Here is a 25,383-nt window from a genome sequence, read left to right on the forward strand (position 1 = left end):
TAATGATGGCAAAGAGGTCACACCCGTTCCCATACCGAACACGGAAGTTAAGCTCTTTAGCGCCGATGGTAGTTGGGGGCTTCCCCCTGTGAGAGTAGGACATTGCTTCGCAATCAAAACCACTGAGGAATCAGTGGTTTTTTTATATGGAAAAGAAGCCCCCAACTACCAAAGACCGAAGGTCAGCTCGGCGCGTAATCGCAAGCAAACAATTGCAAACACTTTTAATCGAATACAAGCTCAAGCAGTGCAGAAGAGCAAGGAGTCCGAGGCGTTAAGGAGCGCGGAGCGGAATGTGCATGGCACATGAGCACCGCAAGCGACGCGGGCAACGAAGGAATCCGCGGCTCAGCTGTACTGCGTTGAAGTGCCAATGGTAGTTGGGGGTGCCCCCTGTGAGAGTAGGACATTGCTTCGCAATCAAAACCACTGAGGAATCAGTGGTTTTTTTATATGGAAAAGAAGCCCCCAACTACCAAAGACCGAAGGTCAGCTCGGTGCGTAATCGGAGGCAAACAATTGCAAACACTTTTAATCGAATACAAGCTCAAGCAGTGCAGAAGAGCAAGGAGTCCGAGGCGCCAAGGAGCGCGGAGCGGAATGTGCATCGCACATGAGCACCGCAAGCGACGCGGGCAACGAAGGAATCCGCGGCTCAGCTGTGCTGCGTTGAAGTGCCGCTGGTAGTTGGGGGCGCTCCTTGTGAGAGTAGGACATTGCTTCGCAACCAAAAACCACTGAAGAATATCAGTAGTCAAGTGCAGAAGTTACCAAGAAGAAAAAGAGCGAACATGGAATAAATCTCAGAAAACATGGAATAAAAGTTGAAAAACGTGGAATAAACTCATAAAAACATGGAATAAACTTCGAAAAGCATGGAATAACGAACCGCTGGGAGCCTATTATAAATAAATTTAAACTATCAGCTAGAACCAACAGTTACTAAAAGTAGAGATAAAACAATATAGATAATGCCTTTGTAAAACAAAATATCAATGGAATTAAAGCTTTCCTGTAACATGCTAATAAAAGCTTGAAATGACCTACGGAAAGGGAGAAGCTTACCGTTATAGTATCACAGCCTTTCAATAACCTTCAAAATCTACTTATATGACAATAAAGAAATCCGCCATACTTGCCCTAACCTCCTCCTTTTCTACAGATACATAAAATATTTATATTTTTACTAATTCCAATACGAAGTTTATTCGTCTTTAATTATAAGAGGAGGGGATGTGCGTGCAGGATATATATGAGCAACACTATGAAGCAATTTATCAATACATACTCTTTTTAACTACAAATCCTGCGATTGTGGATGATTTTGTTCAGGAAACATTTATCCGCTATTATCATACAAAGCATGTACGAAATGAAAAAGCATTACTTATCCGAATCGCTCGGAATTTAGTATATGACTATTTTAGGCGAAAGCAGCTATTAAAATGGTTGCCTTTAACTAAAACAGATTATGAAGATGAGGCACTTTTACCCGAGGAGTTATTATTACGTTCGCAGGAAGTACAGGAACTGTATAGAGCATTAGCAAAAATTAAAGTAAATTATCGAGAAGTGATTATTCTTCGTTATATTGAAGAACTATCAGTGAAAGAGGTGGCTCATTATTTGGAGTTGTCAGAGGTGCAAGTGAAGAATTATACAGCGCAAGGCTTAAAATCGTTGCGTGGTAATATGGGGAGGGAAGCGGATGTTTGATTTTAAACAATTAGCTGTAAAGCCTAGTGAAGAAAAGAAGGAGCAGCAATATCGTTTGATTGAAAAACGATTACAAAAAAGAAGACCTCATTTATTACCAATTGTATTGCCCCCAGTCATTGTATTAATTGCTTGCTTATTGTTTATTACGATGCCAATCCATCCATCTGAGCGAACAGCGCTTAAATCCAATGATATTGTGCAAATTTTAGGAACGTTAGGAGAGGGGAATCCTAGCTCCATTTATCGTTGGAATGTAAAAAATATAACAAGCCCTTCACTGCTTGATAGCTTTGAGCAAGCTTTACATGAAATGAAGCCAATTACGTTGTCAAACGTTCCTGATATTACATATACGGTGCAATTAACATACGAAAATGGGGTAATGGAGAAGTACTTTATTAATTGGGGAGAAGATATGCATCTTGGCGATATGAATGGGGAATGGTACATTTTAGATAATCATAATTTATATGATACAATGGCAGGGCTAGTTTTCCTTATTACTGAACGTGATTTTCGCAGTACAGGATATATTATTTTAATTATCAGTATGTGTTTATTATGGGCAGTTGAAAAAAAGATAAGACCACAAGGACATGATGGGAAGAAACTCCCTTTATATTCAATGAAGTTACAATATGTCATAGATATAGTAATGATGTTAATTATTATTGTTCCATTCATCGTTATAAAAAATCCACTTGTATTTAACTTTTTCGCTACTGTAATTATAAGTGGGGGGTTAAAATTGTGGTTAGAAGCTCGCCACGGTGCTGAAAACTGGCGTTATAAAATGATTGTTTATCGTACTTGTTATTTGTTGATAGCGTTTAGCTGTATATTATTTATTATCTAGAGCATGGGGTCATTCCCCATGCTCTTTTTCATGTATAATGAGAGCAGGAATATGAACGGGGTGAAGGAAGATGAAACGAGAGCGCCCGCTTGTGGAAGCTTTACAAAAATTTATTGAGCAGGAGCCGTATTCTCTGCATGTGCCAGGGCATAAAAATGGCAGTATTTCAAATTTACCAAGTGAAATGCTGCCAACTTTGCGCTATGATGTAACGGAGTTGACTGGATTGGACGATTTCCATCAGCCAGAGGAGGCAATTGCCCAGGCAGAGGAGTTGCTATGTCAAACATACGAGGCAGACCGAAGCTTTTTTTTAGTGAACGGCTCGACCGTTGGGAATTTAGCGATGGTTTATGCAACATGCCAAAAAGGTGATACAGTTCTTGTTCAGCGTAATGCACATAAATCCATTTTCCATGCACTGGAGCTTGTTGGGGCACAACCTGTTTATTTAGCACCAGAATGGGACGAGCAAACATGTACAGCTACACATATTCATTTAGATATAGTGAAAGAAGCATTACAGCATTTTCAAGATATTAAAGCAGTTATTTTAACATCACCTACGTATTATGGAATCGTAACAACACAATTAAAGGCGATTATTGATTTATGTCATACATATAAAATTCCAGTACTTGTAGATGAAGCGCATGGTGCGCATTTTGTTGCGAGTGAAAGTTTTCCAATGTCGGCTTTAGCATTAGGTGCGGATATTGTTGTACACTCGGCTCATAAAACATTGCCTGCCATGACGATGGCTTCATTCTTACATGTGAAATCAGCTCTTGTAGAAGTGGATAAAGTGAATCGCTATTTACGCATGCTACAATCGAGTAGCCCCTCCTATTTATTGCTTGCCTCTTTGGATGATGCAAGGCATTATGTTAGCACGTATATTGAAGCGGATGCGCATTATTTAAAGGAGAAGCGAGCGCAATGGATAGAGTCTTTACGAGCAATTGATGCGCTGACAGTTATTGAGGTGGATGACCCTTTAAAATTGTTGTTGCGTGTTCACGGATATACAGGCTTTCAATTAAAGGAGCAACTGGAGCGACATCAGTTATATGTAGAGCTTGCAGATGCAGAGCAAGTGCTCGCCATTTTACCGCTTCTAAAAAGAGGAGAGGCATATCCATTTGCGGATATGCGTATACGTATAAAAGAAGCCATAGCAACGCTGCGAACAACAGAGCAAGAGGTTTTACCAAAATTAAGTGAGCAATTTAGTTTAACGAAAATCGTGACACCAGAATATCAATTTGGAGAGGTAGAGCAGCTAGAGAAAGAATGGATACCTTATATGCGCGCAATAGGAAGGGTAGCAGCATCCATGATTATTCCGTATCCACCGGGGATTCCATTGTTTATACCTGGAGAAAAAATTACGGTCGCAAAACTAAGTCAGCTAGAGGAATTATTGGCGATAGGCGCAACATTTCAAGGGAACCATCAATTAAATAAAAAACGAATTTATGTCATAAAGCAGTAGTTGGAGGAATATAACAACATGGTAAGCAATTTATTTATTACGTTCGAAGGGCCAGATGGGGCAGGAAAAACGTCTGTGCTGAAGGAAATTGTACAACGCCTAGAGCAACAAAAGGTAAATTTTTTAGCAACGAGGGAGCCAGGTGGTATTCGCATTGCTGAAAATATACGGGAAGTTATTTTAAATCCAGCATATAAGGAAATGGATGCACATACGGAGGCATTGCTTTATGCTGCAGCGCGCAGCCAGCATTTTTATGAAAAAATTATACCTGCACTGCAAGCGGGAAAGCATGTATTATGCGATCGTTTTATTGATTCTTCGCTTGCATATCAGGGCTATGCTAGAGAGCTTGGCGTGGATGAAGTACTCAGTATTAACGAGTTTGCCATAGGGAAAAGAATGCCTGATTTAACATTGTTCTTTGATTTACAGCCTCACATCGGATTGACACGCATTCAAGCAAATCGTTCAGATGAAATTAATCGTTTAGATGCTGAAAGTTTAGTGTTTCATGAGAAAGTGTATGCTGGTTATGAAGAGGTACTGCGTCGTTATCCAGAACGAATTCGCATAGTAGAAGCCTCAAAGCCTTTGGAGGAAGTAATTGAGGATGTTTGGGAAATTTTAAAAGAGGTTATAGTTTAAAAGTAAATGAATTGCATGACTGTGTTGTGCTATAATAGTACTATCAATTTTATTGAAGGGGTGAGGGCGGATGAAATTAGTAGTGGCCGTTGTACAAGACCAAGACAGCAACCGTTTATCGAACGCATTAACAAAAAATAATTTCCGAGCAACAAAATTAGCGAGTACAGGTGGATTTTTACGTTCAGGAAATACAACGTTTTTGATTGGTACAGATGATTCGTTGATACCGAAGCTTTTAGATATTATTCGAGAAAACTGTCGAGCACGAGAACAAATGGTAGCACCAGTTTCACCGATGGGAGGCAATGCAGACTCTTATATCCCGTATCCTGTTGAAGTAGAAGTTGGTGGCGCTACAGTATTCGTATTGCCAATTGAGCAATTCCATCATTTCTAATTCCAAACAAAAGATACTAAAATAGAAGTGGCGCTGGAGGGGAATTCATTGAAAATCAACCAAGATTTACGTGTTCTAAACACCAATCGCAATGAACTACGGCCTACAACACAAAGCGCTAATCGGTTTGGAGAAATGGTTGTAAAACAAGGAACCAAAATGCAAACAGACCAGTTAACACGTTTGCTTGGTGATATTTCAGCAGCAGGGGAGCGCGTAGCAAGATCCCGTAATTTACGTGAGTTGACACGTTATAAAATGTTGATTAAGCGTTTTTTGCAGGAAGCTGTTGATTATGGTCTTGAAATGAAGCAATCACATACGTGGAATCGCTTTGGTGAAGGGCGTCGTTTAAAAATTATCGAAACAATCGATGAGCGTCTAGTTGAATTAGCACAGGATTTATTAGATGAAGAAAAGGAAACAATTGACCTATTGGCTAAAATAGGTGAAATTAAAGGATTATTAATTAATCTATATATGTAAAACCCGTGTCTCCACCACATGACACGGGCTTTTTTCTAACATGGATAAAAAGTCAGAAAAACGTCTGGACGAGATTTAGCCGATGCATAGTTGATTCAACAAGCTTTCTATGAAAGCTGGAGAAATTTGAAGATGTGAAAAGGTGAAGCAAATGGCACATAATATGAATGAGCTAGAAATGCTACAGCCTGTAGTTATAAAGCAAATTCAAACAGTTTACGAGAAAAATAGGATGGTTCATGCTTATATTTTTGATGGTGAAAAAGGTAGTGGAAAAAGAGCTGTTATGCAGTTTTTTGTAAAGCTTTTATTATGCGAAAACGTGTCGAATAATGTTCCATGTGAAACATGTCGAAATTGTTTAAGAGTAGATTCGGGCAATCATCCAAATATTCGACAAATAGAGCCTGATGGACAATTTATTAAAGTCGATCAAGTGAGGGAGCTTATTTCTGAAATGACAATGACAGCAGCGGAGGCAGGTAGGAAAATTTATGTACTACATCATGCAGATAAATTAAATACAGCCTCTGCAAATACATTGCTTAAATTTTTAGAGGAGCCCGATGGTGATGTTATTGCGATTTTATTGACGGAGCAAATCCAGTCGATGCTACCGACAATACGTTCACGCTGTCAGCATATAAAATTTTCACAGCTACCGCGACAAGTGATTGTGCAGCGGTTAGTAGAGCAAGGTGTCACACAGTCGATGGCAGCTACAGTAAGTGTGGTAGCAAATGAACTAGATACAGCACTTTTTTTAGCGAAAGATGAGCTATTTGCACATGCGAGAAAAACAGTGTTAAAATTAATAGAAGCTGTCAGAAAAAATGTCCATGAGGCGATGTTAATTGTGCATGAAGAGTGGCTACCTTCCTTTAAAGAAAGAAACGAAATGGAGCAGGCGCTTGATTTACTGCTATTTGCTTATCGTGATATTGTCGCATTAAAAGCAAATATGGAGTCTGCTTGTACCTACCCAGATATGTTACAAGCCTTTAAAGATAGAGCCTTACACACGACATACGAGCAATTATCAAATCAAATGCAGGCAATTTTACAAGCTAGACAGCAGCTACAACGTAATATGAATAGGACGTTGTTGATGGAGCAGCTTATGCTGAATCTGCAGGAGGGGTATACATTTGTATAATGTAGTTGGTGTTCGTTTTAAAAAAGCGGGCAAAATATATTATTTCGATCCGGCAATGTACGAATTAGTAGAAAATCAATACGTCATTGTAGAAACAGCGCGAGGCATTGAATATGGTAAAGTCATTATACCGACGAAGGAAGTTGGAGAAAATGATGTTGTATTACCATTAAAGCAGGTTGTACGCCCAGCGGATGAGCGTGATCGTATTCAAGTTGATGAAAATCAAACGGAGGCAAAGCGCGCGTTTGATTTAGCAAATGCTAAAATTATCGAGCATAGCTTAGATATGAAGCTTGTCGATGTGGAATATACGTTTGATCGCAATAAAATTATTTTCTATTTTACTGCGGAGGGGCGAGTCGATTTTCGTGAGCTTGTAAAAGATCTTGCATCTGTTTTCCGTACGCGTATTGAGCTACGTCAAATAGGTGTTCGCGACGAGGCAAAACTATTAGGTGGAATTGGTCCATGTGGACGAATGCTGTGTTGTTCAACGTTTTTAGGTGATTTTGATCCGGTATCCATTAAAATGGCGAAGGATCAAAACTTATCATTAAATCCGACGAAAATTTCAGGACTTTGCGGTCGTTTAATGTGTTGTTTGAAATATGAGAATGATGAGTATGAGACAGCAAAAGAAGGAATGCCGGATATTGGCGATTCAACAATGACGCCAGATGGCATCGGAAAAGTAATAGGCTTGAATGTGTTAGAGCGTATAATTCAAGTTTATTTACAGGAGCAAGAGCGAGCAGTAGAGTATACGCTTGAAGAACTATTGCAATCTGAGGGAAATCTTATATAGATTACATGCGTCGTAGAGTAAGTGAGTCTAGATTCGATAGCTCATTTAAAAGCTGGATGCAATGGGGTAATTGATAAAGGTGATAAACTTCAACTGAATAAAGATAAAGATTTAATGGGGTGGCTTGAGTGAAGGACCGTAATTTCTTAAATACCGTTATGGAATTCGAACAACAGCTTGAAGCGATACAAGAGCAATTTAACTATTTAAAACAGTTTGTTGCACATATGATGGAAGAACATCAAACACTTCAAGCAGAAAATCTTCACCTACGTGCGCGCTTAGATGAATTGCAATCAAATGAAGCGATACAAAATGAGGAGCGCAAAAGCGATGTGGCAGACATTGGTGAAGGCTATGATAACTTAGCACGTCTTTACCACGAAGGATTTCATGTATGCCACGTACATTTTGGCAGCTCGCGTAAAGGTGAGGATTGCTTGTTTTGCCTATCGTTTTTAAATAAAACAACATAGTTAAAAGAGGGCTGTCTAGAAAAGAGTTTCTTTCTGGACAGCTCGACTTTGTTAAAAACCTAATCATCGCGTCAGCAATGATAATCGTATTGTAAATATTTTTTAACTTGTTTCGGCAGAAGTCTCCACCTCTATAGGTAGAGAGATGGATGCAAGTATTAAGCCAGTTTCAGCCGATGTCCAAACACTCGCTGATAAAGAGGAACTCAGTCTAAAACAAATGCATACTAAGATAACGACTGAGTGGCCAATATCGTGTTGGTTTAAAGCATTCGGCGGATGTCACAGATTTTGAAGGGAGTCTTGTGTGTGATGCAGGTCAGTTAACCGTTGTCACAGGACGTGACGGTTTTAGGTTAATATCCACCAAACAGCTTGAAAAATTTGAACGCAATTAAGCTGAGGCGTAATTGATAATGGAAGGGCTGGGGGAAGGCAGATGAACATTTGCTATTCCACCAGCCCCTCTCTTTTGGTGCTTCATCATAAAGGAGGAAATATTAGAAATGGAACAGTGGCTACGAGATGATGAGCGTTTAGATTATTTATTAGCAGAGGATTTACGTATCATTCAAAGCCCCTCTGTATTTTCGTTTTCTTTAGACGCTGTATTGTTATCACGTTTTGTGAATGTCCCAAAAAACAAAGGACATATTGTTGATTTATGCTCAGGTAATGGGGCTATTCCATTATTTTTAAGTGCACGAACAAAGGCACAGATTACAGGAGTAGAGTTGCAGCCTAGATTATACGATATGGCTTGTCGGAGTGTTGATTATAATGGACTTAACCAGCAGATTACAATGACGTTGGGGGATGTAAAGGAAGCTGCTAATCAATTGGGTGTTGAAAAATATGATGCAGTAACATGTAATCCTCCATATTTTTTAGCACATGAGATGAGCGACAAAAATATAAGTGAGCATCATGCAATTGCACGTCACGAAATTCACTTAACATTAGAGGAAGCTGTCATTGCTGCAAGTCGTTTGTTAAAGCAAGGCGGGAAAGCCGCTTTTGTACATCGACCAGGTCGTTTGCTTGATATTATTACAGCTATGAGAGCACATCGGTTAGAACCAAAGCGCATTCGCCTCGTTTATCCGAAAGCTGGCAAGGAAGCGAATACACTATTAATAGAAGGAATTAAAGATGGTAAACCAGACTTGAAAATCTTACCACCCCTTTATGTGTATGATGATGATAACAACTATACAGCAGAAGTGAGTGAACTTTTATATGGAGAGCGTGGCTAAGCATTATTTTTATGTTTTACAATGTAAGGACGGGTCTTTATATGCGGGTTATACGAATAATTTAGAACGGCGGGTTGCTGTCCATAATGCTGGTAAAGGTGCAAAATATACGAGAGCAAGATTACCTGTCACATGCGTCTATTTTGAGGAATTCACTACGAAACGGGAGGCAATGCAGCAAGAATATGCATTTAAACAGCTAACACGTGAAAAAAAGGAAGATTACATAGGGAGGAATGAGCATGAAATCACAAAAAAGTAGCCAGCATGAAGCCAGTGCTTGCCTTTATTTGGTCGCGACACCAATCGGCAATTTAGAGGATATAACGATGCGTGCATTACGTATATTAAAAGAGGTTGATATTATTGCTGCTGAAGATACGCGTAATACGAAAAAACTTTGTCATTATTTCGATATTACAACACCACTCGTCAGCTATCATGAACATAATATAGAAGCGGGTGGAGAAAAGCTTTTGCACTATTTGCGTGAAGGGAAATCCGTTGCACTTGTTAGCGATGCGGGATTACCCTGTATTTCAGACCCCGGTGCAGATATTGCCATGAAGGCAATCGCAGAGGATTTTGCTGTTGTGCCGTTACCTGGAGCGAATGCTGCATTGACGGCATTAATTGCTTCAGGTATTACAGCACAGCCGTTTTATTTTTTTGGTTTTCTAAATCGACATAAAAAGGAGCGCCGCTTACAGCTTGAAAGCTTAAAAAAGCGCCAAGAAACAATTATTTTTTATGAAGCGCCGCATCGCTTAAAAGATACTTTGAAGGATATTGAGCTTGTAATCGGCAATCGTCAAATTACATTAGCCCGTGAATTAACAAAGAAATTTGAAGAGTTTTTGCGCGGTAATGTGAATGAGGCAGTAGAGTGGGCGATGAACAGTGAAATTCGGGGAGAATTTTGCGTTGTGCTGGAAGGTAACCAAGAGGTCCCATCAGAGGATGAGCAAGCATTTTGGACAAACATGACAATTGAAGAGCATGTAGAATATATAATTGAAGAAATGGATATATCTTCGAAGGATGCTATTAAAGAAGTTGCGAAACAACGCAATTTACCAAAGCGAGATGTATATCAGGCATATCATAAATGAACGAATGCTTAACATCCTGTTTGTGACGAGTAATCGCCGGAGCACATTATTTTTGTACTGAGAGCAGGGGGACAGGTACAGAGAGGGGAAATCCAAGAACTCGATATGTATAGGAACATCGCATTAGCTAGACTTGCGGAGGGTATCATAAATTTTGAGGGGATTCCCAAAAAATCCAGATTAGAGTTGGCCGAGGGGCATAATGGATATTGTTAAAAAAGGCTGTCTGATAAGTGGCGTATAGGAGCACACTTATCAGACAGCCTTTTCTATAATTTTATTTTTTTAAGCCTGCTTCGATTTCTTTAATTAATAATTCAGCACCTTCTGGGCTTAAAATTAATTTACCACCTACAAGACGTAGGTTATCGTCAGATACTTCACCAGTTACAGCACATGTCATATTTGGCATGTATTTCTTTAAGATGATTTTGTCGTCATCTACATAAATTTCTAAAGCATCTTTTTCAGCAATACCTAATGTGCGGCGTAATTCAATCGGAATTACTACACGTCCTAATTCATCGACTTTACGAACAATACCAGTTGATTTCATAATATAATTCCTCCTTAAAATAAATTGTATAACAATTCTACAAAATTCGACATGAATTGCTTGTCTACCATGAATCATACCAAGTAATTACATAATCGTCAATAAATTAGTTTGAAAAAAAAGTTACTTTATAAATGATTTGTTAAAAAGTAAGTTAAAATGGCGGTTTATTGAGAGAAATTAGGATATAATAAGAAAAAGCATCTATTTATTTATCGGCGTTATTCTACAAAATTCGACATATTTTGTCGATTTATTTAACTTCTTTCAATGGACGTCCCGGATTTCGAGGGAATTTCCTTGTTAGAAAAAACTGACACCCTGTTAAGGCTGTAATATTCTATCATTGAAACGAAATTCGTACTTCGATAGAATAGATATTATATTGCAAAGTAATTGGAGGCACTTTACGTGAACGAAAAACAGACATTTTATATAACAACCCCTATCTATTATCCGAGTGGAAAATTCCATATTGGTACAGCGTATACGACAGTTGCATCAGATACGATGGCACGTTATAAACGACTGCGCGGCTATGATGTACGTCTTTTAACAGGTATGGACGAGCATGGACAGAAAATTCAAGAGAAGGCAGCGGAGGCTGGCAAAAATCCACAAGATTATGTAAATGAAATTGCGGACGCAGCGAAAAAGCTTTGGGCGTTGATGGATATTTCATATGACGATTTCATTCAAACAACGCAGGAGCGCCATAAACAAAGCGTTGAAATCATCTTTAAAAAGTTTTTAGAGAATGGTGATATTTATAAAGGCGAGTATGAGGGCTTATATTGTGTGCCGTGTGAGTCATACTATACAGAAATGCAGCTTGTAGATGGTAAATGTCCTGATTGTGGACGTGATGTACAAACGGTAAAAGAGGAATCATATTTCTTTAATATGAAGAAATACGCGAGTCGACTATTGGAATACTATGAAAATAATGTAGAATTTATTGAGCCGGAATCACGTAAAAATGAAATGATTAATAACTTCATTAAACCGGGATTAGAGGATTTATCGGTTTCACGTACATCATTCGACTGGGGAATTAAAGTACCCGGTGATCCTAAGCATGTTATTTATGTATGGGTAGATGCACTTTCAAACTATATTACGGCATTAGGCTACGGCTCTGATAATGAGGAACTATTTAATAAGTATTGGCCAGCAGATGTCCATGTTGTAGGAAAGGACATTGTACGTTTCCATACAATTTATTGGCCAATTTTCTTAATGGCACTTGATTTGCCACTACCGAAAAAAGTATTTGCACATGGCTTTATTATGATGAAAGATGGAAAAATGTCGAAATCAAAAGGAAATGTCGTATATCCTGAAATGCTTGTAGAGCGTTATGGATTAGATGCAGCGCGCTACTTCTTATTGCGCGAGCTACCATTTGGATCGGATGGCGTATTTTCTCCAGAATCATTTGTAGAGCGTACAAACTTTGATTTAGCGAATGATTTAGGGAATTTATTAAACCGAACTGTATCCATGATGAATAAATATTTTGATGGCATTATCCCGACTAATAATTTACAATCAACGGAGTTTGATGAAGCGCTAAAAGCACATGCAAACGAAACGCGTATTAAATATGAAGAAAGTATGGAGAAAATGCAATTTAGTGTCGTATTGGCAGAGTTATGGTCGCTTGTTTCTCGCACAAATAAGTATATTGATGAAACAGCTCCTTGGGTATTAGCGAAAGAGGAAGCAGATCGACCAAAATTGGCATCGGTTATGGCGAATTTAGCAGAAAGCTTGCGCCATATTGCGGTTATGCTACAGCCGTTTATGACACAAACGCCAGCACGCATTTTTGAGCAGCTAGGGTTAGATGATAAATTATTAGCATGGGATACAATTGAAACATTCGGCAATGTTATTGCGCCAAACGTTAAAGTGGCAGAAAAAGGAACACCTATTTTCCCGCGTTTGGAAAATGAAGTGGAAATTAATTATATTCGTGAGCAAATGCAAAGCTCAGTTCAAACACCACAGGAGCAACCAAAAAATCCGGAGGCTGGAGAGGTTGCAGAAATTTCTATTGATGACTTTATGAAGATTGATTTACGCGTTGCTACAGTGACTGCTTGTGAGCCTGTGCCAAAAGCAAATAAATTATTGAAGCTACAAGTTGATTTAGGATACGAAAAACGTCAAGTTGTTTCAGGCATTGCGGAGCATTATACACCTGAGCAGTTGGTAGGTCAAAAGGTGATTGTTGTCGCAAATTTAAAACCAGTGAAGCTACGCGGAGAATTGTCACAAGGGATGATTTTAGCCGGCTCGCATGATGGAGTGTTAACATTAGCTACAGTTGATTCAAAACTTGAAAACGGTGCAAAAGTAAAATAATGTATGAGGGGCCTGTTGGAAAAATTGTTTACCACAGGCTCTTTTTATTGAAAAGTAGAATATGGATTAAATTATATTAGCATAATTAAAAAATGCAAAAAAAGTATTAAAAGTAGTTATATAGGACTAAATAAAAATTCTATACACATATAATGTCATAAAAGATAAGGTTTTTGTAATATAAACGTAATAATTCTGAAAACTAAGAAATAATTCAATCCAATAAAATATACGTCAGGAGTAATGAAAGATGGTAACTTTTATAGACACACATGTACACTTAAATGCAAATCAATATGATGGGGATTTACAGCAAGTAATTGACCGTGCTCTAGCAGTAAATGTTGAAAAAATGGTGGTTATTGGATTCGACCGCAAAACAATTGAACGGGCAATGACCTTAGTAGATAAATACGATTTTATTTATGCGGTCATTGGCTGGCATCCTGTTGATGCCATAGATTGCACAGAGAAGGATTTAGAATGGATTGAAGAGCTTGCAGCACATCCTAAAGTAGTTGGTATTGGTGAAACGGGACTTGATTATTATTGGGACAAGTCACCAAAGGATGTACAAGAGTTTTGGTTCCGTAAGCAAATTAAGCTAGCACAAAAATTAGATTTACCAATCATCATTCATAACCGCGATGCAACAGGAGATGTTGTTCGTATTTTGCGCGAAGAAAATGCTGCTACTGTTGGTGGCATTATGCACTGCTTTGGAGGCAGCGTGGAAACTGCGCGTGAATGTATCAATATGAATTTCATGATTAGCTTAGGAGGACCTGTGACATTCAAAAATGCGCGCCAGCCAAAGGAAGTCGCAAAGGAAATACCTTTAGAACATCTATTAATCGAAACAGACGCACCGTATTTAGCGCCGCACCCATACAGAGGGAAAAGAAATGAACCTTCTTATGTGCCATTGGTAGCTGAAGAAATAGCAAGACAAAAAGAGCTCCCTTTGGAAGAAGTTGCTAATGCAACGACGGCTAATGCAATACGTTTTTTAAAATTAGATGTTTAAATTGTGAATATGCCTCCAATACTGCGTTTAAAGCACTTTTTTTTAAGTGTTTTTTAGCGGATAAAAAACTTTATAGTTGACAGCATGAAATCAAGTCCGTATAATTCAGCGAGTATCAAGGAGGCGTATTTTCATGTCAAATAATTCCATGAAAAGCCAGTTCTTAGGATCATTGAGGAGCAAGGAAACAAGAGCAAAAATATTATCGTTTGTCTTGTTTGCAGCTGTAATTTCATTCGTTCTTTTCCAAGGAACGAAATCACCTGTCATTATTATGGCGGATGGGGAAGAGCAAAAAGTAGCAACACACGCAAAAACGGTCGGCGAGCTTTTAGAGGCACGCGACATTAACGTATCACAATATGATAAAGTATCACCCTCATTAGATACCAAAATCGTTAGTGGAATGACGATTGAATGGGAACAGGCAAAAGAAGTAATCGTTTCAGTTGACGGAGAAGAGTCAAGTGTATGGACAACTGAAAAAATAGTGAAGAACATTTTGGAAGAAGCAAATATCGAAGTAACAGAGCACGATAAAATATCACAAAGCTTGACTACTGAAATAGAGGCAGATAACAAAATCGATATTCAAAAGGCGTTTCAGTTAACGCTTGTCGATGGTTTAGAAGAGAGACAAGTTTGGTCCACTTCGACTACGGTCGCTAACTTTTTAAAACAACAAGAAATTCAATTAGGTGAATTTGATCGTGTCGAGAATAAACTGGAGGACGTTATCACTCCAGCAGAGAAAATCGTAGTTGTTCGCGTAGAAAAAGTTACCGATGTAGTGGAAGAATCCGTTGATTTCGCAGTCGAAAAGAAAAACGATTCTTCATTGCTAAAAGGCAAAGAAAAAGTTGTAACAGAAGGTGTCGCGGGGAAAGTAGAGCGCACTTACGAAGTAGTAAAGGAAAATGGTAAAGTTGTCGAAAAAACATTGAAATCTGAAAATGTAACAAAGAAGCCGACAACAAAAGTTGTAGCCGTAGGGACAAAGGTTGTCACTGCGAGTGTTTCTCGTAGTAATTCAGCAGCACCTGCTGGCGGCACAGAGTTTTATGTAACAGCGACTGCATATACACCATACTGTAATGGCTGTTCTGGCATTTCGGCTGCAGGCATTAACCTGCGTAGCGACCCTGGATTAAAATTGATTGCTGTAGACCCACGTGTCATTCCTTTAGGAACAAAAGTATGGGTTGAAGGCTACGGCTATGCAATTGCTGGTGACACTGGCGGTGCAATTAAAGGCAATAAAATTGATATTCTTGTGCAAACAAAGCAACAAGCATATAGCTGGGGACGTAAGCAAGTACGTATTAAAGTATTAAATTAAATATATAGTTAATGAGCTAATTTTTTTGCTCATTTATTTCGTGCTGTTTAAATGACGCAAACTTCCAAAAAATGTGCTTTTGTAGTAGTTGTATTCAATGCTACTTCACACTGCACAAAAGAGCTGTCTCACTATGATTTTTCAGGCAGCTTCATTTCTACATGTTTAACTTCCTTCGGCAATGTTTTCTGCGACGAGTAACCGCGGAGCACATGTTTGTATCGAAAGTGAAGCGGACAGGTACGGCAGTCTCTTTTCTAGAAGTGGCGAGAGATAATGAATGCATTTGTAATTGATATACTAGCGAACGAAAACTAAAGCAATACCAAAATGTTCATAGGGGGTGTAAGGAAAATTTTGACTTTCCTTACACCCCTTTACTTCGCTATAAGGGCTACTATGTTTTCTCTATAGTAAGAAGTGTTTTCTGAAGAGTGTATTGGAGAAAATTATGATAAAATGGCTCTATCATTTACCCCGCATTAACGGGCAGTAAGATGCCCATTTAAAGAATTGAATGAGAATCGGCTTAAGGGTAGGTGGAGATTAACTGCCTGTAAAAGCCCGATAGGTTCAACTAACAATCAGTGGGTGCTGAAGAAAAGCCACTGATTGAAGTTTCACTTTATCTAAATTCAGCAGAAAAGAGGAGCAGCTTTTGGATATAAAAGAAATTATCGTTGTAGAAGGTAAGGATGATACAACAGCGATTAAACGAGCTGTCGGTGCGGACACAATTGAAACGAATGGCTCAGCCATCAACGAGGAAATATTGTGTCGCATTGAGCATGCAAACGAGAAGCGTGGGGTCATTGTATTTACAGACCCAGACTATCCAGGACGCCGTATACGTGCAATTATTGAGGAGCGTATACCGAATGTAAAGCATGCATTTTTAGCGAAAAATAAAACAATTGCTAAAAATGGTAAAGGTCTTGGCATCGAGCATGCCAGTGATGCAGATATTCGTCAAGCACTTGAGGATGTTTATACACCGAATGAGCAAACGAATATGGAGGAAATAACCCTTGAGGATTTAATGCTAGCGCACCTTATCGGACATCCACAATCAAAGCCACGTCGCAATCGACTAGGAGAAATATTAAATATTGGTATGACAAATGGTAAGCAGTTGCATAAGCGCTTGAAAATGTTTCAAATTACACCGGCACAATTTGCCCAAGCAATTGCACAGTTAGATCAGGAGGAACAAAATGCATAAAGATATTGCAACACCTATTCGCACGAAAGAAATTTTGGAAAAGTACGGATTTTCATTTAAGAAAAGCTTGGGTCAAAACTTTTTAATTGATCCAAATATTTTGCGAAATATTGTAAGTCATGCAAAGCTAACAGAAAACAGCGGTGCAATCGAGGTCGGTCCGGGAATCGGTGCTTTAACCGAGCATTTGGCACGCGAGGCTAAAAAAGTTGTGTCGTTTGAAATTGACCAGCGCTTATTGCCAGTGCTAGAAGATACGTTAAGTCCCTATGACAATGTTACAATTGTTCATTCAGATATTTTAAAGGCAGATGTAGCACAAGTAATCGCAAAGGAAATGCCTGATGTTCAGGATATTATGGTTGTTGCCAACTTGCCATATTATGTGACGACACCAATTTTATTAAAGCTTCTACATGACAAACTACCGATTCGTGGTTTTGTTGTTATGATGCAAAAGGAAGTGGCGGATCGCATTACTGCAAAGCCTGGCACGAAGGAATACGGTTCACTTTCTATTGCGATTCAATATTTTGTGACAGCCGAAGTAGCAATGATTGTACCTAAAACGGTGTTTATGCCACAGCCAAATGTCGAATCAGCAGTTATTCGATTAATTAAGCATGATAAGCCACCAGTAGCGGTTATTGACGAAGAATTTTTATTTGAGGTGACACGCGCATCATTTGTGCAACGTCGTAAAACAATTTTGAATAATTTGCAGGCTGGACTGCCAAATGGTAAGCAAAAGAAAGAGGATATTTTAGCGGCATTAATAAAATGCGAAATTGAGCCAACACGTCGTGGAGAAACTTTAACAATTCAAGAATTCGGTAAATTAGCGGATGCACTTTATCCAAATTTCGCAAAACGCCAATAATTTGGCTAACTTAAGACAAGAATTAAAAAAAATAATTTTTTTATAAGAAAAAAGTTGACTAAAATTATTGTATGGTGATAAAATATATATCTTTTGACATTGTTTATAAAACGTGATACACTAATAAATAGTGAGGTGTATGCGAAATGCCAAAAACAATTGCCAATATTAAAAAGGCTCTAGATGGTCATTTAGGCAAGCGTTTGCAAATAAAAGCAAACGGTAGCCGCAAAAAAACGGTTGAATGTGCAGGTATATTAAGTGAAACACATCGCGCAGTATTCGTAGTAGAGCTCGATGAAAAAGATAATGCGTGTAAACGCGTTTCTTACAGCTACACAGATATTTTAACAGAATCAGTAGAAATTACATTTTTAGATGATGCAATAGCAGTTGGTAAATAATTACCGATACTTTTTAACGGGTTTCCAAAAGAAGTCTCCTATTCTCAAGGAACATGAGTGAATTGGCGATAGCCGAAGCCCACGCTATAATATAGAAACAAAAACTCTTGGAACAAGAGGGTTTGCTCGGGCACTTATCGTTGGTTAGTAACAGCAACGATAAATCGAGAAACCCCCACTTTAATTAGACTTGTAAGGTCAAATAAGTGGAGGGTAGTTCACTATGTAAAAGGACACTCAAATTTTTGAGTGTTTTTTTGTTTTATGAATTAGCTGTATAAAGAAAATGAATTTAAGCATACTAATGGAGCCAACTGAACTTTAGAAAGGGAGGTCATCTGCATGGCACGAAAAGGCATCATGTCGAATCGTCTGAAGGAAGAGATTGCAAAAGAACTTGGATTTTATGATGTAGTAGAACGTGAAGGCTGGGGTGGTATTACTACCCGTGATGCAGGGAATATGGTTAAACATGCGATTGAGAAAGCAGAAAAGCTTCTTGCTGAGCAACAAGCTACAGACACAAAGTAGCGATAGTTTTAACTTAAGTAAACCGATCATATAGGAAAGTTGGCAAAGGAAAGAGGAGCGTCCAAAAAGCCGTGCAGTTGCCGGCATTTTGGACGCTTTTGTTGGTGTTACTTCAAAAAGCTCACTCAGCTAGAGTGGCAAGAAGGTTCTTTGAAAAGATGAAAAACAAAAATTAGGGGATATTCTTCTGAATGAAAGTGAATAATGGAAAATCGAATTTTTATTGTTTAAGCAAGGCGGATTGCCTTTTCATACAATCCTGTTTTTGTTTAAAAATGTGATTCCTTAAAAAACAAGGCTGAAAACAGTGAAACTAGCACCTTTATTTGAATTGAAGATGAAAGAGTAAAAAATCAATTTTATCCCGCATCAACGGGCAGTAATCATCTCACTTCAAGACTTAAGTGAAAATCGGCTTAAAGATAAGTGGGAGATTAACTGCCTGTAAAAGCCCGATAGGTTCAACTAACAATCAGTGGAGAATGAGGAAACCTCCACTGATTGAAGTTTTACTTTATTAGGTAGTAATTTTTTTATTTTCGAACTATTCCTATTTCGTGTTCCGTACAATGAATATGATAAAATATAAATACTTATTATATGAGAGAGCTCTATTAGGGAGGGATTCAAACATGCTTTATGTTAAAGCGCCAGCTAAAATTAACTTAACTCTAGATGTACTATATAAAAGACCTGATCATTATCATGAGGTTGATATGATTATGACAACGATTGATTTATCAGATAGAATCGGTCTAGAAATACGTCAAGATGGCTTAATAAAGATTACCTCAGCAAATCGTTTTGTACCGAATGATGAGCGTAATTTTGCTTATCAAGCGGCGAAGCTACTTAAAGATACATATAAGATTAAAGAAGGTGTATCAATTACGATTGATAAGGAAATTCCTATCGCGGCAGGCTTAGCGGGAGGCAGTAGCGACGCCGCAGCAACACTTCGAGGATTAAATGAGCTTTGGAGCTTAAATTTAACAATAGATGAGTTAGCGGAGCTTGGCGCACAAATTGGCTCGGATGTGCCGTTCTGCGTATTTGGAGGAACCGCTCGGGCAACAGGACGTGGGGAAAAAATTGAGGAGCTGCCAGCACCACCGAATTGCTGGATTGTGTTAGCTAAACCTAAGATTGGCGTCTCAACTGCAGATGTCTATGGAGGTTTAAAATTAGATGATGTAGAGCATCCGAATACAGCAAGGGCAATAAAAGCGATTGATAGGAAAGATTATGCAGCATTATGCGCATCTCTTAGTAATGTATTAGAAAGTGTGACGCTAAAGCTCCATCCTGAAGTTGCGATGATTAAGGAGCATATGCAGCGCCTAGGCGCTGATGCAGTGCTTATGAGTGGTAGTGGGCCGACTGTTTTTGGATTAGTAGATAATGAGGCACGTACAGCAAGAATATATAATGGGTTACGAGGTTTTTGTGACGAGGTGTACACAGTTCGTTTACTTGGTGAAAGGAATCCACTTGCGTAAATGCGTACATTTATGTTAACTTACGTATAAAATATTCGTGTTAACTTTCTCTAGTCAGCTTGAAAAGAGCTAGCTAGAGTGCAATTGATAGGAGAGGGACATACTATGAAATGGAAGCGTAGTGAACGACTTGTTGATATGACATATTACCTGCTTGAGCATCCCCATCAATTAATCCCCCTCACTTACTTTTCGGATTTGTATCAGTCGGCCAAGTCCTCCATTAGTGAGGATTTAACGATTGTAAAGGAAACGTTTGAGGAGAAGGGTATCGGACTCTTAATAACAGTTCCTGGCGCAGCGGGCGGGGTAAAATATATTCCGAAAATGTCTGAGCAGGAAGTGAAGGAGATTACTCAGGAGTTGATTACTCAATTGGGGCAATCAGATCGATTATTGCCAGGCGGCTATTTGTTTATGACGGATTTACTTGGTAATCCAGATTTTATGAATCGCATTGGTAAGGTATTTGCGAGCGCCTTTGCAGGGCAACAAATCGATGTTATTATGACAGTAGCGACAAAGGGTATTTCTATAGCACATGCAATAGCACGCCATTTGAATGTGCCTGTTGTTGTCGTTCGTCGAGATAGCAAAGTAACTGAAGGCTCAACAGTGAGCATTAATTATGTATCAGGCTCTTCGCGTCGTATTCAAACGATGGTTTTATCTAAACGTAGCATGAGAAGTGGACAACGTGTGCTAATTACCGATGATTTTATGAAGGTAGGCGGTACAGTTAATGGAATGAAAAGCTTGCTAGAGGAATTCGAATGTGAACTAGCAGGTATCGCTGTATTAGTTGAAGCAGAGCATGCGGATGAAAGATTAGTGGATGATTACTATTCTTTAGTTAAACTTCATGAAGTAAATGAGAAGGATCGTATTATTGAACTTAGCGAGGGCAATTATTTTCAAAAGGGGAGATTCTAAATGAAGGCAGTATCAACAACAAAAGCACCAGCAGCAATTGGACCATATGCGCAAGGCATGATTGTCAACAATATGTTTTATTCATCAGGTCAGATTCCATTAACAGCTTCAGGGGAACTTGTAGATGGTGATATCGTTGAGCAAACGAATCAAGTATTCGAAAATTTAAAAGCCGTTCTTGCAGCAGCAGGCTCTTCACTAGACCAAGTGGTGAAAACAACAGTATTTATTAAAGATATGGATGAGTTTGGAGCATTGAATGAAGCATATGCTGCTCATTTTGGAGAGCATAAGCCAGCACGCTCAACAGTTGAGGTAGCTCGCCTACCACGCGATGTGAAGGTAGAAATTGAAGTAATCGCATTAGTGAAATAAGCGAATGAATTAGGGTTGTTCGAAAGCAGGCTAGTATGCAGCTTTTGGACAACTCTTTTTTTAAGACTTTAATAAAATATTAACTATTAGGAAGATAAAAAAACATCGTTTAGTGCGTTTTTCGCTCACTTATTACAAAATTTAAGAATAAATTTTTATAATATTTGAACTATTTTAAAAATTTAGTAATATTAGAGGAGGAATTAATATTCTATGAGAAGAATATTATATTTCAACATAGGCATCTTAGATTGAGGGGGTGAAAGAATGGAAGTAACAGATGTAAGATTGCGACGTGTACAATTAGAAGGGCGTATGCGTGCTATCGCTTCCATCACACTAGACGATGAATTTGTTGTACATGATATTCGCGTAATAGATGGCAATACAGGTCTATTTGTAGCAATGCCAAGCAAGCGTACTCCAGATGGCGAGTTCCGTGATATTGCACATCCAATTAAATCGACTACGCGCAACAAAATTCAAGAAAGCGTATTAGCTGCATATCATGCGTCAAGTGAGGATGAAGAGCTAGAGTTAGAACAGGCAAATGCATAGAAGGCTATATAAACAAAAATAGTCGGGCTGTGAGGAAGTTAAAACTTCTTTACAGCCTTCTTATTTTTATCAAAAAGTACATGGTTGAGATTAGCTAAAAGAAATGACAACAAAAAGCTGATTTTTTTCCTATTGAATATAAAGTGAAACTTCAATCAGTGGAGGTTTTCCTCATCCTCCATTGGTTGTTAGTTGAATCAATCAGGCTTTTACGGGCAGTTGATTTCCCACTTACACTTAGCATATTTTCACTTAATTCTTGAAGTGGGAATCTTACAGCCCTTTAATGCGGGATAAAATTAAAGAGAAAGGCTTTAAATTCAATGTTTACAACTCCAAACGGTCATATTTTAATGAAAAACAAATGAAATGCCCAAAAATTGGTACGTTATCATGTTTTTTAGACATCCCAATGTCATAGTTTTGTCAAGTCACAATACCTTGAAAAACACGGTGATTTACTATATAGTCAAGTATGAGACTTAGAGTTAAACTGGGGGACTTATATGACAAATATTTTTGCAATCGTTTTGGCTGCAGGTCAAGGAACACGTATGAAGTCCAAATTATATAAAGTACTACATCCTGTTTGTGGAAAACCAATGGTAGAGCATGTCATCAATCATATTGAAACACTAGATGTAAATCGTATCGTGACAGTGGTTGGTCATGGTGCTGATAAGGTACAAGAGCAATTAGGCGATAAAAGTGAATACGTGCTACAGGCTGAGCAACTAGGGACGGCACATGCGGTTCAGCAAGCAGAGGGCATTTTAGGTGACCTTGAAGGGATAACGCTTGTTGTATGTGGTGATACGCCGTTAATTAGACCAGAAACGATGAAAGCATTAGTTGATTTCCATCGTGAGCAAAATGCTAAGGCTACAATTTTGACAGCGATTGCAGAGGACCCAACAGGTTACGGTCGCATTATTCGTAACGAGGGCGGGCAAGTAGCGCAAATTGTAGAGCATAAGGATGCGACACCAGAGCAGCACTCTGTTAAAGAAATTAATACAGGTACGTATTGCTTTGATAATAAGCTATTATTTGAAGCATTAAAGCTTGTAAACAATAATAATGCGCAAGGTGAATATTATTTACCTGATGTGATTGAAATTTTACAAAAGCAAGAGGAAATCGTATCTGCTTATGTGACGAAGGATTTCAATGAAACGCTAGGTATTAACGATCGCTTCGCTTTATCACAGGCGGAGGATTTGATGCGTGCACGTATCAATGAACGTCATATGCGCAATGGTGTAACAATCATTAATCCTGCCACGACACATATTAGCGTGGATGCAATTATCGGTAGTGACACAGTAATCCTACCAGGTACGATGATTGAAGGAAAAACAATTATAGGTGCGGATTGTGAAATTGGTCCCAATAGCCATATTATAGACAGTCAAATTGGTAACGACACGTCTATCCATAGCTCTGTTGTAAAAAGTAGTGCAATTGGTGATGCGGTAGCGATTGGTCCATTCGCACATATTCGACCTGAGTCCACACTCGGTAATCATGTGAAAATTGGCAACTTTGTTGAAGTGAAGAAAAGCCAAATAAATGAAGATTCTAAAGTATCACATTTAAGCTATATCGGCGATGCCGAAATCGGCAAAAATGTGAATATTGGTTGTGGCTCCATTACTGTCAATTATGATGGTAAAAATAAGCATAAAACAATTATTGAAGACAATGTATTCGTAGGATGTAACACGAATTTAGTTGCACCGGTAACTGTGCGTAAAAATGCATTTATCGCCGCAGGCTCTACGATTACGAAAGAGGTTCCTGAGGATGCACTAGCAATCGCACGTGCAAGACAGGAAAATAAATTAGGCTATATGAATAAATTAAAATAATATAAATTCAGGAGGGCATCATGCCATATCATTACGCTGACTCAAAACTAAAACTTTTCTCACTAAATTCAAATAACCCACTTGCACAGGAAATTGCACAAGAAATGGGCATAGATTTAGGTAAATCATCTGTAAAACATTTCAGTGATGGAGAAATTCAAATTAGCATTGAAGAAAGTATTCGTGGTTGCGATGTATTCATTGTGCAGTCAACTTCCGCACCTGTAAATGAGCATTTAATGGAGCTTTTAATTATGATTGACGCAGTGAAGCGCGCTTCTGCTCGTACTGTCAATGTTGTAATCCCTTACTATGGCTATGCTCGACAAGACCGTAAAGCAAAAGCTCGTGAGCCAATTACAGCAAAATTAGTGGCGAACCTATTAGAAACTGCTGGTGCAACACGTGTAATTGTATTAGATTTACATGCACCACAAATTCAAGGCTTCTTCGATATTTTAATTGACCACTTAGTGGCAGTACCGATTCTTGCTGATTACTTCGGTTCAAAAGGCTTTAACCAAGAGGATTTAGTAATCGTTTCTCCTGACCATGGTGGTGTAACACGAGCACGTAAAATGGCAGAGCGCTTAAAGGCACCGATTGCCATTATCGACAAACGCCGTCCAAAGCCAAATGTTGCTGAAGTAATGAATATCGTAGGTAATGTTGAAGGTAAAATTTGTATTTTAATTGATGATATTATTGATACAGCAGGTACAATTACAATTGGGGCTAATGCATTGATTGAGTCAGGCGCGAAAGAAGTATATGCTTGTTGTTCACACCCAGTACTATCTGGACCAGCAATTGAGCGTATTGAAAACTCAGCAATTAAAGAGCTGGTTGTCACAAATACAATTCAATTACAAGAAGAAAAGAAATCGCCAAAAATTAAAGAGCTTTCTGTTGCGAAATTAATGGCAGATGCAATCTCTCGTGTTTATGAAAATAAATCAGTAAGTACATTGTTTGATTAATGACTAAAAGCTGTAAAGGAAGTAGTACAACTACTTTCTTTACAGCTTTTGTCGTTTGAGCTATCCAAATAAAATGCTCTCCAAACTAGCTTTTTATAACTGATGTATCCGCTATTTATCCTCATTTTTCTTAAACAAAAATACAAATGCAACAGCTAAAAAAGATACAGATAAGACTTTTGTGAAACTTTTATAATCAGGAGCTATAAATTGGTTAGCAATAAAAGCTAGCATCGCCATAACTCCATAAGAAAGACTACGCTGTAATTTTGTTGTTTTTATTTTAAGTACAGTCATAAGTAGCTCAACAATTAAAATAATCGCAAATAAAATAAGAATACATAGTAGCATATACATCGAAATTTTGCCCAATCATAATAGCCTCTGCAGTTCCATCTGTAAATAATCTATATCTAACATCTGAAA

General features: G+C 38.4%; 27 protein-coding genes and 1 rRNA gene. 26 read left to right on the top strand and 2 right to left on the bottom strand.

Annotated elements, in window-relative coordinates:
• The 13 genes from rrf to rsmI form a co-directional block, all read left to right on the top strand.
• Positions 1–111: ribosomal RNA gene (gene rrf / locus C9J36_RS15430) — 5S ribosomal RNA — on the top strand; the annotation flags it as partial.
• Positions 112–1,239: 1,128 nt separating this feature from the next.
• Positions 1,240–1,716 (top strand): RNA polymerase sigma factor, encoded by a 477-nt coding sequence (locus C9J36_RS15440; protein ID WP_161956450.1) that lies wholly within the window; start codon positions 1,240–1,242, stop codon positions 1,714–1,716.
• Complete coding sequence (locus C9J36_RS15445) at positions 1,709–2,575, top strand: hypothetical protein (protein ID WP_107943676.1); 867 nt, start codon at positions 1,709–1,711, stop codon at positions 2,573–2,575. The genes C9J36_RS15440 and C9J36_RS15445 overlap by 8 nt, the downstream gene beginning before the upstream one ends.
• A gap of 70 nt (positions 2,576–2,645) precedes the next feature.
• Positions 2,646–4,070, top strand: a complete 1,425-nt coding sequence (locus C9J36_RS15450; protein ID WP_107943677.1) for an aminotransferase class I/II-fold pyridoxal phosphate-dependent enzyme — start codon at positions 2,646–2,648, stop codon at positions 4,068–4,070.
• Positions 4,071–4,088: 18 nt separating this feature from the next.
• Positions 4,089–4,718 carry a dTMP kinase gene (gene tmk / locus C9J36_RS15455; RefSeq protein ID WP_107943678.1) on the top strand — a complete coding sequence of 210 codons (630 nt, stop codon included), beginning with the start codon at positions 4,089–4,091 and terminating at the stop codon, positions 4,716–4,718.
• Positions 4,719–4,788: 70 nt separating this feature from the next.
• The gene (locus C9J36_RS15460) at positions 4,789–5,118 is read left to right on the top strand and encodes a cyclic-di-AMP receptor (protein WP_066165667.1); all 330 of its coding nucleotides are present in this window, start codon (positions 4,789–4,791) and stop codon (positions 5,116–5,118) included.
• Positions 5,119–5,166: 48 nt separating this feature from the next.
• Entirely contained in the window at positions 5,167–5,604 is a 438-nt protein-coding gene (locus tag C9J36_RS15465) for a YaaR family protein (protein ID WP_066165665.1), read from the top strand.
• A gap of 151 nt (positions 5,605–5,755) precedes the next feature.
• A complete protein-coding gene (holB, locus tag C9J36_RS15470) occupies positions 5,756–6,760 on the top strand; it encodes a DNA polymerase III subunit delta' (protein WP_107943679.1) in 1,005 nt (334 codons plus the stop codon).
• Positions 6,753–7,568: a PSP1 domain-containing protein gene (locus C9J36_RS15475; RefSeq protein ID WP_107943680.1), complete on the top strand. Its 816-nt coding sequence runs from the start codon at positions 6,753–6,755 to the stop codon at positions 7,566–7,568. The genes holB and C9J36_RS15475 overlap by 8 nt, the downstream gene beginning before the upstream one ends.
• Before the next feature lie 128 nt (positions 7,569–7,696).
• Complete coding sequence (gene yabA, locus C9J36_RS15480; RefSeq protein WP_042479111.1) at positions 7,697–8,044, top strand: DNA replication initiation control protein YabA; 348 nt, start codon at positions 7,697–7,699, stop codon at positions 8,042–8,044.
• Positions 8,045–8,550: 506 nt separating this feature from the next.
• Positions 8,551–9,300: a tRNA1(Val) (adenine(37)-N6)-methyltransferase gene (locus tag C9J36_RS15485; protein WP_066165656.1), complete on the top strand. Its 750-nt coding sequence runs from the start codon at positions 8,551–8,553 to the stop codon at positions 9,298–9,300.
• The gene (locus C9J36_RS15490) at positions 9,284–9,562 is read left to right on the top strand and encodes a GIY-YIG nuclease family protein (protein WP_107943681.1); all 279 of its coding nucleotides are present in this window, start codon (positions 9,284–9,286) and stop codon (positions 9,560–9,562) included. Before C9J36_RS15485 ends, C9J36_RS15490 begins: the two co-directional genes overlap by 17 nt.
• Complete coding sequence (rsmI, locus tag C9J36_RS15495) at positions 9,543–10,412, top strand: 16S rRNA (cytidine(1402)-2'-O)-methyltransferase (RefSeq protein ID WP_107943682.1); 870 nt, start codon at positions 9,543–9,545, stop codon at positions 10,410–10,412. The genes C9J36_RS15490 and rsmI overlap by 20 nt, the downstream gene beginning before the upstream one ends.
• Positions 10,413–10,689: 277 nt before the next feature.
• Here the strand turns inward: rsmI and abrB are convergent, their stop codons facing one another.
• The gene (abrB, locus tag C9J36_RS15500; protein WP_042479106.1) at positions 10,690–10,968 is read right to left on the bottom strand and encodes a transition state genes transcriptional regulator AbrB; all 279 of its coding nucleotides are present in this window, start codon (positions 10,966–10,968) and stop codon (positions 10,690–10,692) included.
• A 411-nt stretch (positions 10,969–11,379) separates the two neighbouring features.
• Between abrB and metG the strand changes: the two genes are divergently transcribed.
• From metG to C9J36_RS15565, 13 genes are all read left to right on the top strand, one after another.
• Positions 11,380–13,338 (top strand): methionine--tRNA ligase, encoded by a 1,959-nt coding sequence (gene metG, locus C9J36_RS15505; RefSeq protein WP_107943683.1) that lies wholly within the window; start codon positions 11,380–11,382, stop codon positions 13,336–13,338.
• A 250-nt stretch (positions 13,339–13,588) separates the two neighbouring features.
• The gene (locus C9J36_RS15510) at positions 13,589–14,365 is read left to right on the top strand and encodes a TatD family hydrolase (RefSeq protein WP_107943684.1); all 777 of its coding nucleotides are present in this window, start codon (positions 13,589–13,591) and stop codon (positions 14,363–14,365) included.
• A gap of 133 nt (positions 14,366–14,498) precedes the next feature.
• Positions 14,499–15,704, top strand: coding sequence for a resuscitation-promoting factor (locus C9J36_RS15515; RefSeq protein ID WP_107943685.1), 1,206 nt, complete (start codon positions 14,499–14,501; stop codon positions 15,702–15,704).
• Positions 15,705–16,362: 658 nt separating this feature from the next.
• On the top strand, positions 16,363–16,926 hold the full coding sequence (rnmV, locus tag C9J36_RS15520) for a ribonuclease M5 (protein ID WP_066165638.1): 564 nt from the start codon (positions 16,363–16,365) through the stop codon (positions 16,924–16,926).
• A complete protein-coding gene (rsmA, locus tag C9J36_RS15525; RefSeq protein WP_066165634.1) occupies positions 16,919–17,806 on the top strand; it encodes a 16S rRNA (adenine(1518)-N(6)/adenine(1519)-N(6))-dimethyltransferase RsmA in 888 nt (295 codons plus the stop codon). The genes rnmV and rsmA overlap by 8 nt, the downstream gene beginning before the upstream one ends.
• Before the next feature lie 146 nt (positions 17,807–17,952).
• Positions 17,953–18,210, top strand: a complete 258-nt coding sequence (locus C9J36_RS15530; protein ID WP_066165631.1) for a Veg family protein — start codon at positions 17,953–17,955, stop codon at positions 18,208–18,210.
• Between the two features lie 342 nt (positions 18,211–18,552).
• Positions 18,553–18,741 (top strand): small, acid-soluble spore protein, alpha/beta type, encoded by a 189-nt coding sequence (locus C9J36_RS15535; protein WP_066165629.1) that lies wholly within the window; start codon positions 18,553–18,555, stop codon positions 18,739–18,741.
• 632 nt (positions 18,742–19,373) lie between these two features.
• A complete protein-coding gene (gene ispE / locus C9J36_RS15540; protein WP_066165626.1) occupies positions 19,374–20,240 on the top strand; it encodes a 4-(cytidine 5'-diphospho)-2-C-methyl-D-erythritol kinase in 867 nt (288 codons plus the stop codon).
• 105 nt (positions 20,241–20,345) lie between these two features.
• The gene (gene purR, locus C9J36_RS15545) at positions 20,346–21,173 is read left to right on the top strand and encodes a pur operon repressor (RefSeq protein ID WP_066165623.1); all 828 of its coding nucleotides are present in this window, start codon (positions 20,346–20,348) and stop codon (positions 21,171–21,173) included.
• The gene (locus C9J36_RS15550; protein WP_066165620.1) at positions 21,174–21,548 is read left to right on the top strand and encodes a RidA family protein; all 375 of its coding nucleotides are present in this window, start codon (positions 21,174–21,176) and stop codon (positions 21,546–21,548) included. It begins immediately after the preceding gene.
• Between the two features lie 267 nt (positions 21,549–21,815).
• Entirely contained in the window at positions 21,816–22,106 is a 291-nt protein-coding gene (gene spoVG / locus C9J36_RS15555) for a septation regulator SpoVG (RefSeq protein ID WP_066165617.1), read from the top strand.
• Between the two features lie 506 nt (positions 22,107–22,612).
• Complete coding sequence (gene glmU, locus C9J36_RS15560; RefSeq protein ID WP_107943686.1) at positions 22,613–23,977, top strand: bifunctional UDP-N-acetylglucosamine diphosphorylase/glucosamine-1-phosphate N-acetyltransferase GlmU; 1,365 nt, start codon at positions 22,613–22,615, stop codon at positions 23,975–23,977.
• A gap of 20 nt (positions 23,978–23,997) precedes the next feature.
• On the top strand, positions 23,998–24,957 hold the full coding sequence (locus tag C9J36_RS15565; protein ID WP_066165611.1) for a ribose-phosphate diphosphokinase: 960 nt from the start codon (positions 23,998–24,000) through the stop codon (positions 24,955–24,957).
• 111 nt (positions 24,958–25,068) lie between these two features.
• Here the strand turns inward: C9J36_RS15565 and C9J36_RS15570 are convergent, their stop codons facing one another.
• Positions 25,069–25,329: a hypothetical protein gene (locus tag C9J36_RS15570; protein WP_107943687.1), complete on the bottom strand. Its 261-nt coding sequence runs from the start codon at positions 25,327–25,329 to the stop codon at positions 25,069–25,071.
• Positions 25,330–25,383: the final 54 nt, after the last annotated feature.

It is taken from the genome of Metasolibacillus fluoroglycofenilyticus, from assembly GCF_003049645.1.
GTDB lineage: Bacteria > Bacillota > Bacilli > Bacillales_A > Planococcaceae > Metasolibacillus > Metasolibacillus fluoroglycofenilyticus.

Coding starts and splice junctions, on each gene's coding strand:
- C9J36_RS15565 (WP_066165611.1), top strand. CDS start 23,998: ATGCCATATCATTACGCTGACTCAAAACTAAAACTTTTCTCACTAAAT.
- C9J36_RS15550 (WP_066165620.1), top strand. CDS start 21,174: ATGAAGGCAGTATCAACAACAAAAGCACCAGCAGCAATTGGACCATAT.
- tmk (WP_107943678.1), top strand. CDS start 4,089: ATGGTAAGCAATTTATTTATTACGTTCGAAGGGCCAGATGGGGCAGGA.
- holB (WP_107943679.1), top strand. CDS start 5,756: ATGGCACATAATATGAATGAGCTAGAAATGCTACAGCCTGTAGTTATA.
- abrB (WP_042479106.1), bottom strand. CDS start 10,968: ATGAAATCAACTGGTATTGTTCGTAAAGTCGATGAATTAGGACGTGTA.
- rsmA (WP_066165634.1), top strand. CDS start 16,919: ATGCATAAAGATATTGCAACACCTATTCGCACGAAAGAAATTTTGGAA.
- C9J36_RS15490 (WP_107943681.1), top strand. CDS start 9,284: ATGGAGAGCGTGGCTAAGCATTATTTTTATGTTTTACAATGTAAGGAC.
- C9J36_RS15510 (WP_107943684.1), top strand. CDS start 13,589: ATGGTAACTTTTATAGACACACATGTACACTTAAATGCAAATCAATAT.
- glmU (WP_107943686.1), top strand. CDS start 22,613: ATGACAAATATTTTTGCAATCGTTTTGGCTGCAGGTCAAGGAACACGT.
- C9J36_RS15450 (WP_107943677.1), top strand. CDS start 2,646: ATGAAACGAGAGCGCCCGCTTGTGGAAGCTTTACAAAAATTTATTGAG.
- C9J36_RS15530 (WP_066165631.1), top strand. CDS start 17,953: ATGCCAAAAACAATTGCCAATATTAAAAAGGCTCTAGATGGTCATTTA.
- purR (WP_066165623.1), top strand. CDS start 20,346: ATGAAATGGAAGCGTAGTGAACGACTTGTTGATATGACATATTACCTG.
- C9J36_RS15535 (WP_066165629.1), top strand. CDS start 18,553: ATGGCACGAAAAGGCATCATGTCGAATCGTCTGAAGGAAGAGATTGCA.
- rsmI (WP_107943682.1), top strand. CDS start 9,543: ATGAAATCACAAAAAAGTAGCCAGCATGAAGCCAGTGCTTGCCTTTAT.
- spoVG (WP_066165617.1), top strand. CDS start 21,816: ATGGAAGTAACAGATGTAAGATTGCGACGTGTACAATTAGAAGGGCGT.
- C9J36_RS15485 (WP_066165656.1), top strand. CDS start 8,551: ATGGAACAGTGGCTACGAGATGATGAGCGTTTAGATTATTTATTAGCA.
- ispE (WP_066165626.1), top strand. CDS start 19,374: ATGCTTTATGTTAAAGCGCCAGCTAAAATTAACTTAACTCTAGATGTA.
- C9J36_RS15460 (WP_066165667.1), top strand. CDS start 4,789: ATGAAATTAGTAGTGGCCGTTGTACAAGACCAAGACAGCAACCGTTTA.
- C9J36_RS15445 (WP_107943676.1), top strand. CDS start 1,709: ATGTTTGATTTTAAACAATTAGCTGTAAAGCCTAGTGAAGAAAAGAAG.
- C9J36_RS15515 (WP_107943685.1), top strand. CDS start 14,499: ATGTCAAATAATTCCATGAAAAGCCAGTTCTTAGGATCATTGAGGAGC.